The sequence below is a fragment of the Mesorhizobium sp. M7A.F.Ca.MR.176.00.0.0 genome, assembly GCF_004023165.1.
Lineage (GTDB): Bacteria > Pseudomonadota > Alphaproteobacteria > Rhizobiales > Rhizobiaceae > Mesorhizobium.
The window spans coordinates 28,056-42,346 of record NZ_RZTC01000025.1 but is presented as its reverse complement, the minus strand read 5'-3'; the positions used below and the strand labels follow the sequence as shown (position 1 = coordinate 42,346).

At 62.8% G+C, this 14,291-nt stretch carries 11 protein-coding genes and 1 pseudogene; 7 read left to right on the top strand and 5 right to left on the bottom strand.

From position 1 onward, the window contains the following. The first annotated feature begins 116 nt into the window (after window positions 1-116). Both EOB59_RS11150 and EOB59_RS11145 read left to right on the top strand, forming a co-directional pair. Window positions 117-1,022 (top strand): MurR/RpiR family transcriptional regulator, encoded by a 906-nt coding sequence (locus EOB59_RS11150; protein ID WP_127396608.1) that lies wholly within the window; start codon window positions 117-119, stop codon window positions 1,020-1,022. A gap of 57 nt (window positions 1,023-1,079) precedes the next feature. Beyond that, entirely contained in the window at window positions 1,080-2,396 is a 1,317-nt protein-coding gene (locus EOB59_RS11145; RefSeq protein WP_127396604.1) for an ArgE/DapE family deacylase, read from the top strand. 24 nt (window positions 2,397-2,420) lie between these two features. Here EOB59_RS11145 and EOB59_RS11140 read toward each other — a convergent pair whose 3' ends face one another. Genes EOB59_RS11140 through EOB59_RS11120 form a run of 5 tightly spaced genes read right to left on the bottom strand, consistent with a single transcriptional unit; the run spans window position 2,421 to window position 7,044 of the window. After that, window positions 2,421-3,455 (bottom strand): branched-chain amino acid ABC transporter permease, encoded by a 1,035-nt coding sequence (locus tag EOB59_RS11140; protein WP_127396605.1) that lies wholly within the window; start codon window positions 3,453-3,455, stop codon window positions 2,421-2,423. Next, window positions 3,452-4,327, bottom strand: coding sequence for a branched-chain amino acid ABC transporter permease (locus EOB59_RS11135; protein ID WP_127321147.1), 876 nt, complete (start codon window positions 4,325-4,327; stop codon window positions 3,452-3,454). The genes EOB59_RS11140 and EOB59_RS11135 overlap by 4 nt, the downstream gene beginning before the upstream one ends. 12 nt (window positions 4,328-4,339) lie before the next feature. Then, window positions 4,340-5,053, bottom strand: coding sequence for an ABC transporter ATP-binding protein (locus tag EOB59_RS11130; RefSeq protein ID WP_127396606.1), 714 nt, complete (start codon window positions 5,051-5,053; stop codon window positions 4,340-4,342). After that, on the bottom strand, window positions 5,050-5,787 hold the full coding sequence (locus EOB59_RS11125) for an ABC transporter ATP-binding protein (protein ID WP_127396607.1): 738 nt from the start codon (window positions 5,785-5,787) through the stop codon (window positions 5,050-5,052). Before EOB59_RS11125 ends, EOB59_RS11130 begins: the two co-directional genes overlap by 4 nt. Window positions 5,788-5,790: 3 nt before the next feature. Then, window positions 5,791-7,044 carry an ABC transporter substrate-binding protein gene (locus EOB59_RS11120; protein ID WP_128288372.1) on the bottom strand — a complete coding sequence of 418 codons (1,254 nt, stop codon included), beginning with the start codon at window positions 7,042-7,044 and terminating at the stop codon, window positions 5,791-5,793. A gap of 192 nt (window positions 7,045-7,236) precedes the next feature. Here EOB59_RS11120 and EOB59_RS11115 point away from each other — a divergent pair, with 192 nt between their 5' ends. The 5 genes and pseudogenes from EOB59_RS11115 (at window position 7,237) to EOB59_RS11095 (ending at window position 14,146) form a co-directional block, all read left to right on the top strand. Further along, window positions 7,237-8,055 (top strand): alpha/beta hydrolase, encoded by an 819-nt coding sequence (locus tag EOB59_RS11115; RefSeq protein ID WP_128288371.1) that lies wholly within the window; start codon window positions 7,237-7,239, stop codon window positions 8,053-8,055. A 130-nt stretch (window positions 8,056-8,185) separates the two neighbouring features. Beyond that, the gene (gene metH, locus EOB59_RS11110) at window positions 8,186-11,995 is read left to right on the top strand and encodes a methionine synthase (RefSeq protein WP_128288370.1); all 3,810 of its coding nucleotides are present in this window, start codon (window positions 8,186-8,188) and stop codon (window positions 11,993-11,995) included. Window positions 11,996-12,079: 84 nt separating this feature from the next. After that, on the top strand, window positions 12,080-12,343 hold the full coding sequence (locus EOB59_RS11105; protein ID WP_127397356.1) for a metal-sensing transcriptional repressor: 264 nt from the start codon (window positions 12,080-12,082) through the stop codon (window positions 12,341-12,343). After that, window positions 12,340-13,317: pseudogene (locus EOB59_RS11100) on the top strand (cation diffusion facilitator family transporter); the annotation flags it as partial. The gene EOB59_RS11105 and the pseudogene EOB59_RS11100, both read left to right, overlap by 4 nt. Before the next feature lie 109 nt (window positions 13,318-13,426). Next, complete coding sequence (locus tag EOB59_RS11095) at window positions 13,427-14,146, top strand: sulfite exporter TauE/SafE family protein (protein ID WP_128288369.1); 720 nt, start codon at window positions 13,427-13,429, stop codon at window positions 14,144-14,146. Window positions 14,147-14,291: the final 145 nt, after the last annotated feature.

Genomic DNA, 14,291 nt, shown 5'->3' with positions numbered 1-14,291 from the left:
CATGGGATAGCAAGTCATGCCGAACTCTCGATTGCTCTGTAAGAGAAGTTCCAAATTTGACAAACATGTATGAAATTGTAAGATAATCGTCTTTCCGTCGGCGATGGGCGATGACAATGTCGATCCGCGAAGAACTGGCCAATACGACCGTGGCGTTCACCTCCGCGGAAGAGAAGATCGTCCAGGTCCTGCTCGCTGATTATCCGATGTCGGGGCTGGGCACCGCGACCCGGCTGGCACGGCGCGCCGGCGTCAGCGACCCGAGCGTGACGCGGCTGATGAGCAAGCTTGGCTATGTCGGCTTTGCCGATTTCCAGGCACGCCTGCTCACCGAAGTCGAATCCAGGCTGCATTCGCCGCTTTTGATGATGGAGGCCAAGCGTCCGGGCGGCTCCAGCGAAGGCACCGCACTTGCCTATTTCCATTCGGTTTCCGACAGCCTGGAGCGCACGCGCACGGCAGTGCCGGTGCAGGCCTACACGCGCGCCGTCAACATGCTGCTCGAGAGCAAGGGCCAGGTCGTGCTGCTGGGCGGCCGGTTCAGCCGGCATATCGCCTCCATGCTGGCCGGCTACCTCCTGCAGTTCCGCTCCGGCGTGCGCGACATCGGTTCGTTGAGCCCCGCCGATTTCGACCTGTTGATCGACCTTGGCAAGCGCGACCTCCTCGTCGTGTTCGACTACCGGCGCTATCAGTCGGACGTGGTGAGCTTTGCCCAGCAGGCCAAGGAGCGCGGCGTCTCCATCCTGCTGTTCACCGATGTCTGGCTGTCGCCGATATCTGACATAGCGGACCTGACCATGGTTGCCGCGATCGACGCCAACTCGCCGTTCGACACGCTGGCGACGGCCGTTGCCCAGATGGAAACCGTGTTCGCCCACGCGCTGGAAGGCCACGGCGCCGGGGTGCGCAAGCGCATCGAGGACATCGAGAAGATCCGCAGTGCCAATGCGGTCACGCTCGATACCGTCCTGTCGTCATCGGCCGACGACGCCGCCAAAACCAAAACCACAAGGAAATAGTGTCGTTGCGCCCAGTGCAGCGATGCAAAGCGCCGCGACGCAGAGAAGGAAGCGACGATGCCCGACAACCAGACCACTATCGATGCCGTGCAGGCTGAGATCGAGACCGATCGCGACTGGTTGATCGGGCTGACCCGCGACATGGTTCGCATCCCTTCGGTCAATCCCAAATTCGAGCCCAACCCGGCGATCAACCGCGAGGCGGATGTCCAGGCGCTGCTTGAACCGATCCTCAAGCAGGACGGTTTCAAGACCGAGCAATGGGATGCCTTGCCCGGCCGACCCAATCTGGTCGGCGAATGGGCGGGAGACGAGGACCGCAGCCTGATCCTGTGCGGCCATATCGACGTGGTGCCGGTCGGGGCGATGAAGGACTGGTCGGTCGATCCGTTCGGCGGCGAGATCACCAATGGCCGCCTCTATGGCCGTGGCGCGGTCGACATGAAGGGCGGCGTCGCCGCTTGCATCGCCGCCGCGCGCGCGATCCGCAAGGCGGGCATCACGTTGCAGGGCCGGCTCGCCATCCACTCGGTCGTCGACGAGGAAGCCGGCGGCTTCGGCGCCATGGACGCGGTGAAGAAGGGCAAGCTCGCCAAGGCGGTGCTGGTCGCCGAACCAACCTGGGGCGATGTCCTGCCGGTCGAAGGCGGGCTCGAATGGGCGCGGGTGACGATCCGCGGGCGCAACGCCCATTCGGCGCTGCGCTACAACGAGATCTATCCGCAGCGCCACGACAAGGACCGGCTCGAGCCGGGCGTCAACGCCATTGAGATCGCCGCCCGCTTCATCGCCGCCGTGCGCCAGTATGAGCTGGATCGGACGCGGGCGAAATCGCATCCGCTGCTGCCGCTCGGCATGAACACGATCAACATCGGCGTCATGCATGGCGGAACCGGCCTTGGCCAGCACGGCCTGCCGATCGTCATGACCAACCCGGCCATCATTCCCGACGTCGCGGTGCTCGATCTCGACATGAAATTCCTGCCCGATGAGAACTCGGCCGACTACCGCCGCGATTTCGAGACGTTCGTCCACCATTTCGCCCAGACCGATGCGTGGCTGCGCGACAACCCGCCTGCGATCCAATGGGAGCTCGGCGGGCTGTATTTCCCGCCGATGAACACGCCGGTCGATCATCCGCTGGTGACATCGCTGATGAAGCGCAAGGCCATGGTCGGCAAGGCGCCGCAGGCGCGCGGCTTCGTCGCCGTGTGCGATGCCGCGCACTATGCCGGCGCCGGCGTCGACGGTGTCATCTTCGGGCCGTCAGGCGACGGGTTTCACGGTTCCGACGAATATGTCGAGGTCGAATCGGTGGTCGAGACCGCCAAGGTGATCGCCGCTTCGGTCATCGACTGGTGCGGCATCCGCTGAGGCGGAGCCGCTATTCCGAGCCGATCAGCCCGGGCGCTTCAGGCGTCCGGCGACGGCGCCCCATGAAGCCTTGATCATGCCGACCAGGCCGCTCGGGTAGGCCAGCATGACGCCGATGATCAGCACCGCCGTGATCATCGGCCGCCACGCGCCGAAATCGGCCATCCATTCGGCGAAGATCGTCAGCACGAAGGAGGCGACGATGGCGCCGTAGATGGTGCTGGTGCCGCCAAGCAGCACCGTCGACAGGATGATGGTCGCGAGGCTCATGCCGAAGACGTCGATCGAGGCATTGCGCTGGTAGGCGGCGTAAAAGGCGCCGGCGATGCCGGTGAAGAAGGCGCTCGCGGCAAGCGTCAGCATGCGCTGGCGCACGATCGAGACGCCGCGGCTGATGGCGTATTCCTCATTGTCGCGCAAGGCGACGATACTGGCCCCGGCGCGTGAGCGCACGAACACGCGCAGGAACAGCGTACTTGCCACCAGCAGTGCCAGCGCGATGTAGAAATAGGCGAACTTGCCGTCGCGGACCATGTTGTGGTCGAAGATATAAAGTCCGGGAATGCGCACCAGCCCTTGCGTGCCGCCGGTGATGGCCGACTGGCTGATGATCACCTGCATCACCAGTTGCGCGAAGCCGAAAGTGACCAGGATGATGTAGATGCCCTTCAGCCGCAGGATCGGGATGGTCACCAGGATCGCCGCCAGGGTTGCGATGACACCGCTGGCAAACAGCGCGATCCACGGGTCGAATTCGGCCAGCTTGGTCAGCAGGCTGTAGGCATAGACGCCGATGCCGAACAGCGCCAGATGGCCGAAATTGAAGACGCCGCCATAACCGAGGCTGAGGTCCCAGTTCGAGGCGACGATCGCATAGATGAAGGCCATGATCAGGATGTGGCGGGCATAGGTGTCACCGAAGATCAGCGGCAGCAGCGCCAGCAGGGCGAAGCCGAGCACGAAGCCGATGGCCTCCTGCTTCCACGGCGTGCGGCCTGGAGCGATCGGGGTTGCCGCCTCGGCGTGGCCAGGCGCGATCAGCGATGTCGTGTCGGTCATGCTAGGCCTCGGGAGCGGCTGGCAAAGATGCCCTCGGGGCGCACCATAAGGGTCAGGATGAGCACGCCGAACAGCAGTGCCGGCGTCCAGTACAAGCCGAAATAATAGCTGCAGGCTGCCTCGAAGAAGCCGATCAGATAGGCGGCGAAGATCGGACCCGATATGCTCGATATGCCGCCGAAAACGACGACGATCAGCGCCTTGAGCAGCGGGTCGCTGCCCATCACCGGCGACATGAAACGGTAGCCGCCCATGAAGATGCCGGCGAGCCCGGCCAGCGAAGCGGCAATGGCGAAGGCCAGCCCATAGAGCGCGGTGACGTTCAGCCCGACAAGGTGGCTGGCATCTTCGTTCTGTGCCACGGCGCGCAGCGCCAGTCCCAGCCGCGTGCGGTTGAGGAACATCCAAAGTGCGGCCAGGATCAGCGGCGTGATGACGATGATGGCGATCTGGTGCAGGGAGACGCCGACGCCCCCGATGGTGGCGTTGCCGGCGATCAGCGCCGGGATCTGTTTCGAGCGCGGTCCCCAGATGGTCAGCGCGCCGTTCTCGATCAGCGACCCGGCCGCCAGCGTGGTGATGACGACGACCAGCACGATGTTGGGTCGGCCGATCAGCGGCCGCACGACGCTCGCCTGCAGGATCCAGCCGACGCCGGCCATGACGACGACGGCGATCGGAAAGGCGACCGCCGCCGGCAGGCCGAGTTCGACCAGCTGCCAGGCGATGTAGGCGCCCAGCATCATGAACACGCCATGGCTGAAATTGAACACGCCGATCGTCGTCCACACCAGAGCCAGCCCGACCGCCATCATGGCGTAGAGCGAGCCCTGGAACAGGCCGCCGAACAGGATTTCCGCCAATGCGCTCATCTTCGGATTTTCCTAATGGCCAAAATACATCGACATGATCTCGCCGTGGTCGAGGCTTTCGCCCGGCTTGATCTCGGTCGCCACCGCGCCATGGTTGACGAGGTAGAGTTGCTGCGTCAGCTCCAGCAGGAATTCGATATCCTGCTCGACGACGATCAGCGGCACGCCGCCGCGCGAAATGTCCATGACGGAGGCGCAGAGTTCGTCCTTGATCTTGGGCGCCAGCCCCAGCGTCGGCTCGTCCAGGATCAGCAGGCGCGGATGGCTCATCAGCGCCGTGCCGATCGACACCATCTGGCGCTCGCCGCCCGACAGCGTGCGCACGCGCTGGCGCCAGCGATCCGCCAGTTTCGGAAACAGCTTGATCACCTTTTCGCGGTTCTCCGCCTCATGCGGCCGGGCCCTTGGCGAATAGGCGCCGAGCGCCATGCAGTCGGCGATCGAGAGATCGGGAAACAGCCGGTTGCCTTGCGGCACATGGATCAGGCCGGCGCCGACGATGGCGCGTGCGCTGCGGCCGGCAATGTCTTGCCCGTCGAACACGATGCGGCCGCTCTTCGGTTGCAGCAGCCCGGAGACTGCGCGCAGCAGCGTCGTCTTGCCATGGCCGTTGGGGCCGAACAGGCCGACATTGCCGAAACGGCCGGCCTCCAGCGAGATATCGTGCAGCACGGTGACGCGGCCATAGCCGGCGGTGACGCCTTCGACGCTGAGAATGGGGTTCACGCCGCCGATCTCCTCGTGCCGAGATAGGCTTCGATGACGCGCGGGTCGGCGATCACGCCGGCCGGGTCGCCAGCGGCCAGGACGCGGCCATTGTTGAGCACCAGCAGATGTTGCGAAAGGCTCATCAGGAAGGTCAGCACGTGTTCGATCAGAAGGATGGTGATGCCGCGTTCGGCGGTGCGGCGGATCAGGCCGATCGACGTCTCGATCTCGGGCTTGGTCAGGCTCGATGCCGGCTCGTCGAGCAAGAGCATGCGCGGCTGCATGGCGATCGCGGTGGCAAGCATCAGGCATTTGCGCTCGAACACGGACAATTCGCCGGCAAGCCGGCCGAACGACCGAGATCCCAGGCCGACGAACTCGAGCGCCTCGGCGGCGGCATTGCGGGCCGTGGCCGCTGTCTTTTCCTGCTTGCCGTAACTGGCGCCGATCAGCGCGTTCTCGAACACGGTCAGCCCGTCGAAGCTGGTCTCGCGCTGAAACGTGCGGGCGAGGCCGAGGCGCGCGATGGCGTGTCCCGATTTGCCGTTTATGGCAATGCCGTCAAAGCGGATCCGGCCCCGGTCGGGGCCGAACGGTATGCCGGTGATGATGTTGAACAGCGTGCTCTTGCCGCTGCCGTTCGGGCCGGCGATGCCGAAGATCTCGCCGGCCTCGACCTTGAACGACACGCCGTCGACGGCCTTCAGCGAACCGAAGGCCTTCGACACGTCGTCCAGTTCAAGCAGGGCCATTCCCTACTTCATCCAGGGCTGGAGCTTGAAGGCGCCGGTGGCGTATTTCTCCGGCGAGATCAGCGTGCGCTGGCCATCCCAGATCTGGAAGAAGGTGATCGGAATATAGTCGTCGCCCTGCGTGGCAAGGTGGGTGGCGGGATCGAATTTCAGCCGCCCTTCCGCGACCTGCTTGTCGGTCTCCGACAGCGCCTTCATGATCGCCGCATGGTCGGATGCGCCGCCGACCTTCTTGACCGCATCGAAATAGACATTGGTCATTTCGTAGAGGCCGACGCCGTAGGTGCCGCTCTCGACGCCGTATTTTGCCTTGAACTTGGCCGCCACCTCGTCGGCGCGCGGGTTCTTCGGCGTCGTCAACGCGCCGCCGAGCAGATTGTAGATGACGCCATCCGATTTCTTGCCGGTCAGCTCGACGAATTCCGGAACGCTCGGCGCATATTGCAGGAAGACGAGGCTCTTGGTCGGCTGCTCGAGGAACTGGTTCAGGAACGAAGCCGAATTGCCCGGCAGATAGTCGGTGTTGATGACGACATCGGGAACGTTCTCGCGCACCTTGGCGAGGATCGAACGCCAGTCGGTCACTTCGCCGAACGGCACGATCTCGTCGACGGTGATGGTCCAGCCCTTCTCCTTGAAGGTCTTCTTCATGCCTTCGGAGATGGTCTTCGAATAGGCGTTGTCGGACGAGATGATGGCGACCTTCTTGGTCGGCAAGGTGATCTTGCCGTCGGCCGCGAGCTTCTCGACGAACAGGGTGACGTCGGTGTTGTAGGCGTCGAAGGAAGGCGTCAGCGACCAGCAGCACATGTATTTATCGGGGCTCGGCGCGATGATGTCCCGGGTCTGCTGCGAGGTGGCCGCGAGCATATAGGGCATCTCAGCCTCGGCCATGTTGTCGATCTCGAAATTGGTCAGGCTGGCGTAGCCGGTCAGCATGAAGTGCACGCCCGGATCGCCAAGCAGGCGCTCGACCGCGCTGGTGACGTTGCCGGCGGACTGATCCTTGACGTCGCCGACCACCAGTTCGAACGTCTCCCCGGCAACGCCGCCGGCTGCGTTGGCCTCGTCGATGGCCATCTGCACGCCGCGCTGGAATTCCTGGCCGTCCGCCGCGGCAGGGCCGGTCAGCGGCGCAAGCAGGCCGATCTTGACGACGTCGGCAAAGGCGGGGGCGGCTGATACGGCAAACATGCCGATCAGCGTCGTGCTCATCAGCATATGGCGGATTCGACTTGCGGCGGATTTGGGCTTCATCGTGCTGTTCCCTGTTTTCCTCCCGTTCATCGGGAGTTGGATAATTGACAATCTACGCATAATTGTTCTTATTTGAAAAGGATTTTTCAACGCAACCTCGCCGGGAAGATGGTTCCCGCAAAGGTATGGAAGCCGTGGCGCTTTGCCGCGCAACTGTATTAAAACAGGGCAATTCCCCCGACGGAGCGGACAATGGCGATCTCGCAGAAGACCCTTGAAACCAGCCACGGCAAGATCGCGGTTCGCCAGACCAGTGGCGAAGGCGCCGCTGTCATGCTGATCCACGGCAATTCATCTTCCAGCGCCGTTTTCCGCAACCAGTTGGACAGCCCGTTGGGCGAGCGCTACCACCTCATCGCTCCCGACTTGCCCGGCCATGGAGCGTCCGCCGATGCGATCGATCCGGAGCGTTCCTACAGCATGGAAGGCTATGCCGATGCCATGACCGAAGTGCTCGGGCTGCTCGGCATCGACAAGGCCATCGTCTTCGGCTGGTCGCTCGGCGGCCATATCGGGCTTGAGATGATCGACCGCTTTCCCGGCCTGCTTGGCCTGATGATCACCGGCACGCCGCCCGTCTCGCCCGAGGAGGTCGGCAACGGCTTCAAGCCGAGCCCGCATATGCACCTTGCCGGGCAGGAAACCTTCACTGAAGCGGATGTCGAGGCCTATGCGCGCAGCACCTGCGGCGAGCCGTTCGAGCCGTTTCTCATCGACACGGTGGCGCGCACCGATGGAAGGGCGCGGCGCCTGATGTTCGAAAAGTTCGCGGCCGGCACCGGGCGGAACCAGCGCGAGATCGTGGCCGGCAAGACGCCGCCGATCGCCGTTCTGAACGGCATCGACGAGCCATTCGTCAACACCGATTTCGTCTCCGCTGTGAAATTCTCCAATTTATGGGAAGGCAAGGCCCATCTGCTCGACAAATCCGGCCACGCGCCGTTCTGGGATTCGCCGGATCGTTTCAACCCGGTCTTCGCCCGCTTCCTGGCAAGCTTCGACAGAGCGTAGGTCCGTCGGAAAACCGGCGCGACAGACCCTGCCTTCGAGACAGGTGGGTGACAATCGCGCGCATCTACCGTATATTGACATAAAGATATCCTTATGTGACATGAAAGGCCTGTCGCCAAAGGGATAAAAAATGCCGCAGAATTCTGCATCGCTGGACGCATTGTTCGGCCCCGTCGCGGCAAAACCGGACGGCTCGGAAGTGCTTGCCGCGCTGACAGCGGCGGCACGCGAGCGCATTCTCATCCTCGACGGCGCTATGGGCACGCAGATCCAGGGCCTCGGCTTTGACGAGGACCAGTTTCGCGGCGAGGCCTTCGCCGGCTGCGCCTGCCACCAGCAAGGCAACAACGATCTTTTGATCCTGACGCAGCCGAAGGCGATCGAGGAGATCCATTATCAATACGCCATCGCAGGCGCCGACATCCTCGAAACCAACACCTTCTCCTCGACCTCGATCGCCCAGGCCGATTACGGCATGGAGGATGCCGTCTACGCGCTGAACCGCGATGGCGCGCGGCTGGTGCGGCGCGCGGCGGTGAGGGCCGAGCAGGAAGATGGCAAGCGCCGTTTCGTCGCCGGCGCGCTGGGGCCGACCAACCGCACCGCGTCGATGTCGCCCGACGTCAACAATCCCGGCTACCGCGCCGCGACCTTCGACGATCTGCGCCTCGCCTATGGTGAGCAGTTGCGCGGCCTGATCGACGGCGGCGCCGACATCATCCTGATCGAGACGATCTTCGACACGCTGAACGCCAAGGCCGCGATCTTTGCAGCGGAAGAGATCTTCATCGAGAAGGGCGTGCGCCTGCCGGTGATGATTTCGGGCACCATCACGGACCTCTCCGGCCGCACGCTGTCGGGCCAGACGCCGACCGCCTTCTGGCATTCGGTGCGCCATGCCAACCCTTTCACCATCGGCCTCAATTGCGCGCTCGGCGCCAATGCGATGCGGGCGCATCTGGCCGAACTATCAGGCGTCGCCAACACCTTCACCTGCGCCTATCCGAATGCCGGCCTGCCCAACGAATTCGGTAGGTATGACGAGAGCCCGGAATTCATGGCCGCGCAGATCGAGGATTTCGCCAGGGAAGGGCTGGTCAATGTCGTCGGCGGCTGCTGCGGCTCGACCCCGGAGCACATCCGCGCCATCGCAGAGGCGGTGCGGAAGTATCCGCCGCGCGCCATTCCTGACATCACGCCGAAGATGCGCCTGTCCGGGCTGGAGCCGTTCACGCTCACCGAGGAGATCCCCTTCGTCAATGTCGGCGAGCGCACCAATGTCACCGGCTCGGCCAAATTCCGAAAACTGATCACGGCGGGCGACTATGTCGCCGCACTCGACGTCGCCCGCGACCAGGTCGCCAATGGCGCGCAGATCATCGACATCAACATGGACGAGGGTCTGATCGATTCGAAGAAGGCCATGGTCGAATATCTCAATCTGATCGCAGCCGAGCCGGACATCGCCCGCGTTCCTGTCATGGTCGACAGTTCGAAATGGGAGATCATCGAAGCCGGCTTGAAATGCGTGCAGGGCAAGCCGCTGGTCAACTCCATCTCGATGAAGGAGGGCGAAGAGGCCTTCCTGCATCATGCCAGGCTGGTCCGCGCCTATGGCGCGGCGGTGGTCGTCATGGCCTTCGACGAGGACGGCCAGGCCGACACCAAGGCGCGCAAGGTCGAGATCTGCACGCGCGCCTACAAGCTCCTGACCGAGCAGGCCGGCTTCCCGCCCGAGGACATCGTCTTCGATCCCAATGTCTTCGCCATCGCCACCGGCATCGAGGAGCACGACAATTACGGTGTCGACTTCATTGAGGCGGCCGGCGAGATCACCGCGACGCTGCCGCATGTTCACATTTCCGGCGGCGTGTCGAACCTGTCCTTCTCGTTCCGCGGCAACGAGCCGGTGCGCGAGGCCATGCATGCCGTGTTCCTCTACCATGCCATCCAGCGCGGCATGGACATGGGCATCGTCAATGCCGGCCAGCTCGCAGTCTACGATACGATCGAGCCGGCACTGCGCGAGGCCTGCGAGGATGTCGTGCTCAACCGCATGCCCAGGGCCGGCGGCACCGCCACCGAACGCATGCTGGAGATCGCCGAACGCTTCAAAGGCACGGCGGGCCAGGAAGCCAAGGAGCGCGATCTCGCCTGGCGCGACCTGCCGGTCGAACAGCGGATCAGCCATGCACTGGTCAACGGCATCACCGAATTCATCGACGCCGACACCGAGGAAGCGCGGCTTGCCGCCGAGCGGCCGCTGCATGTCATCGAAGGCCCGCTGATGGCCGGCATGAACGTCGTCGGCGACCTGTTCGGCGCGGGCAAGATGTTCCTGCCGCAAGTGGTGAAATCGGCGCGGGTGATGAAGCAGGCCGTCGCCGGACTGCTGCCGCATATGGAGGCCGAGAAGCTGGCCAACGCCGCCAACGGCATCGACAATGGCGAACGCCAGACAGCGGGCAAGATCCTGATGGCGACGGTCAAGGGCGATGTCCATGACATCGGCAAGAACATCGTCGGCGTCGTGCTCGCCTGCAACAATTACGAGATCATCGATCTCGGCGTCATGGTGCCGGCAGCGAAAATCCTGCAGACGGCGCGCGACCAAAATGTCGACATCATCGGCCTGTCCGGCCTGATCACGCCATCCCTCGATGAAATGGTGCATATGGCCGCCGAGATGGAGCGCGAAGGCTTCGACATTCCGCTGCTGATCGGCGGCGCAACGACCAGCCGCGTGCACACGGCGGTGAAGATCCACCCGCGCTACACCAAGGGCCAGACGGTCTACGTCACCGACGCCAGCCGGGCGGTGGGTGTCGTGTCGTCCTTGCTGTCGAACGAGACCAAGGGCGGCTATGTCGACACGGTGCGCACCGAATACAAGAAGGTCGCCGATGCGCATGCCCGCTCCGAATCCGACAAGCAGCGGCTGCCGCTGGCCAAGGCGAGGGCTAATGCGCACCGGATCGACTGGTCTGCCTACGAGCCGCCGAAGCCGTCCTTTACCGGCGTCAAGGTATTCGAGAACTGGGATCTCACCGAACTCGCGCGCTACATCGATTGGACGCCGTTCTTCCAGACCTGGGAACTGAAGGGCCGTTATCCCAAAATTCTCGAAGACGAGGCGCAAGGCGCCGCCGCGCGCCAGCTGTTCGAGGATGCGCAGGCGATGCTGAAGAGGATCATCGCCGAGAAATGGTTCGCGCCGCGCGGCGTCATCGGTTTCTGGCCGGCCAATGCCGTCGGCGACGACATCAGGCTGTTCACGGACGAAAAGCGGTCGCAGGAACTGGCGACCTTCTTTACCTTGCGCCAGCAGCTGACCAAGCGCGACGGCAAGGCCAATGTCGCACTGGCGGACTTCGTCGCGCCAGCGGAGTGCGGCAAGCCGGATTACATCGGCGGCTTTATCGTCACCGCTGGCATCGAGGAGGTGGCTATCGCCGAACGGTTCGAGCGAGCGAATGATGATTATTCGTCGATCATGGTCAAGGCGCTGGCAGACCGCTTCGCCGAAGCCTTTGCCGAGCGGATGCATGAGAAGGTGCGCAAGGAATTCTGGGGCTATGCTTCAGATGAAGCGCTGGCGCCGGACGAGCTGATCGGCGAACCCTATCGCGGCATCCGTCCGGCGCCCGGCTATCCGGCGCAGCCGGATCACACCGAGAAGGCGACTTTGTTCCGGCTGCTCGACGGTGAGCGCAATGCAGGCGTGAGCCTGACCGAAAGCTATGCGATGTGGCCGGGCTCGTCGGTCTCCGGCATCTATCTGGCGCATCCAGAAAGCTACTATTTCGGCGTCGCCAAGGTCGAACGCGACCAGGTCGAGGATTATGCGCGCCGGAAGGCGATGCCGTTGGCAGAGGTTGAGCGCTGGCTCGGCCCCATCCTCAACTACGTGCCGGCACATTATGCCGAGGCGGCTGAATAGCGGCGCGAACGCTATCATCATTTCGCTCTGACGGTCGTCGTTGATCTCTTGACTCTATCCTCCCAGGGGGGATAGTCGGGCGGTATGTCCGAAGGTATTCACACATCCCACCCTGCCATTTTAAAGCGGCTGAAACGCGCGCAAGGGCACCTGGCTTCCGTCATTGCCATGTTCGAAGCGGAACGCCCCTGCGTTGATCTTGCGCAGCAACTATACGCGGTCGAAAGCGCCATCAGCAGCGCGAAACGCGAGCTGATCCACGATCACATCGAGCATTGCCTGACCGACAGCGCTGAACCGAGCGGCAGCTCTCTGGCGGAACTCAAGCAGTTGGCGAAATATCTATGAACCATACGGGGGCACGCATCCTTGACTGGTTTGGGTTCGGACCAAGCGGCCATGCCGCGCACGCTGATCACGGTCATGGCACAGGGCCGCATGGTCATACCCACGGCGTCATCGATGCGACCATCGCCACAACTGACCGTGGCATCTGGGCCATCAAATGGTCATTCGTCATACTGGCGGTTACAGCGGCGCTGCAGGTTGTTGTTGTGATGCTGTCTGGCAGCGTGGCGCTGCTGGCCGACACGATCCACAACATCGGAGACGCCACGACCGCCATTCCATTGTGGGTCGCATTCATGCTGGCGCGCCGCAAGCCGTCGCAGACCTTTACCTATGGTTTGGGCCGCGTCGAAGATCTGGCAGGGATCATCATTGTCCTGATCATTTTGTTTAGCGCCATCGTCGCTGGCTATCAGGCCATCGACCGTCTGATAAACCCCCAGTTGGTTACCCATCTGGGTTGGCTGACGGCGGCCGGCATTGTCGGGTTTCTTGGCAATGAAGTGGTTGCCGTGTTCCGGATCCGGGTCGGTCGGGAGATCAACAGCGCGGCGCTCGTCGCAGACGGCTACCACGCCCGCACCGACGGTCTCACCAGCCTTGCCGTTGTCATCGGTGCGCTGGGCGTTTGGCTCGGCTTTCCCTTGGCCGACCCGATTATTGGCCTGCTCATCACCGCTGCGATCTTCGGCATCGTTTGGCAATCGGCACGCTCGGTGCTTACTCGCATGCTTGACGGTGTCGAACCCGGCGTCATGGGCGAAATCCGGCATGCCGCCGAGCATGTGCCGGGCGCGCAGATTGTCGAGGCGAAAGCTCGTTGGATTGGCCACAAGCTGCACGCAGACATTGCCATCTCGGTCGACGAAGCTTTGCCTGTTTCCGAGGCCAGGAAGATAACGGCCGCTTTGGAAGATGAACTGTTCGAGCACATGCCGGCTCTTGCAGCTGCCAACATTCGGTTGGCCACCGCAAATGAACAACACGACGATCCGCATCCTCACGGGCATGATCACGGTGAACACCACGGCCACCACCATTGAGGGTCGCGAAAAAACCACCGGCGTCGGCTAACCTCGACTGATGTTCCAAACGCTTGTTGAGTTTCAACGCACCATATATCTGGCGTTCGCCGACCAGATAAAACTGCTCTCGGCTGGAGGCGATTGGCTGGCGTTCCTGGCCTTCCTGCCAATGGGGGTCTTGTTTGGAGCCGCACATGCTTTGACGCCCGGTCACAGCAAAGCTATTTTGGCGACCTACCTTGCCGGCTCCGATGCGAAGGTTTCGCGCGGCCTCTTGGTGTCGGTTACTCTGTCCTTCACTCACGTGGCAATCGCAGTTCTGATCGCCGTGCTTTCGCTGCCGCTTGTCTCGATCGCGTTGGGTAGTGTTGGGCGCGCGCCACTCCTCGAGAACATCAGTCGCGGCCTGCTCGGGCTGATCGGCGTCTGGATGATATGGCGCGCATTGAACCATGGCCGGCATCACAAGCATGAGGGCGAGGCTGTTGGTGTCATGGCCGGTTTGATACCCTGCCCGCTGACCCTCTTTGTCATGACGTTCGCGATTTCCAGAGGCGTACCGGGCGCCGGTATTCTGTTCGCGATCACCATGATGCTTGGTGTGGCACTGACCTTGTCTTGTGTGGCGATCGCTTCAATCCTGTTCAAAGAGCGACTGGTGCACTTTTTCGACAGCCGTCCGCGCCTGTTCGATGTCATCTCACGTACGATTGAAGGGGTGGCTGGCTTTGCGCTCGCTTGCATAGCCGTCTGGCAAATCTCATCTTCGGCTGTCTGATCTCGATGAGTTCTCACCAGCCTGTCGAAAACAGCGCAAGCGAACGTCATCTTGTCGCCATGACATCGTCGGGACACGATGTGCCAATACCGGCATCTGCGCTGGTGGCTGGCCGATAATCCAACACATCGATAAACCCAGGGCA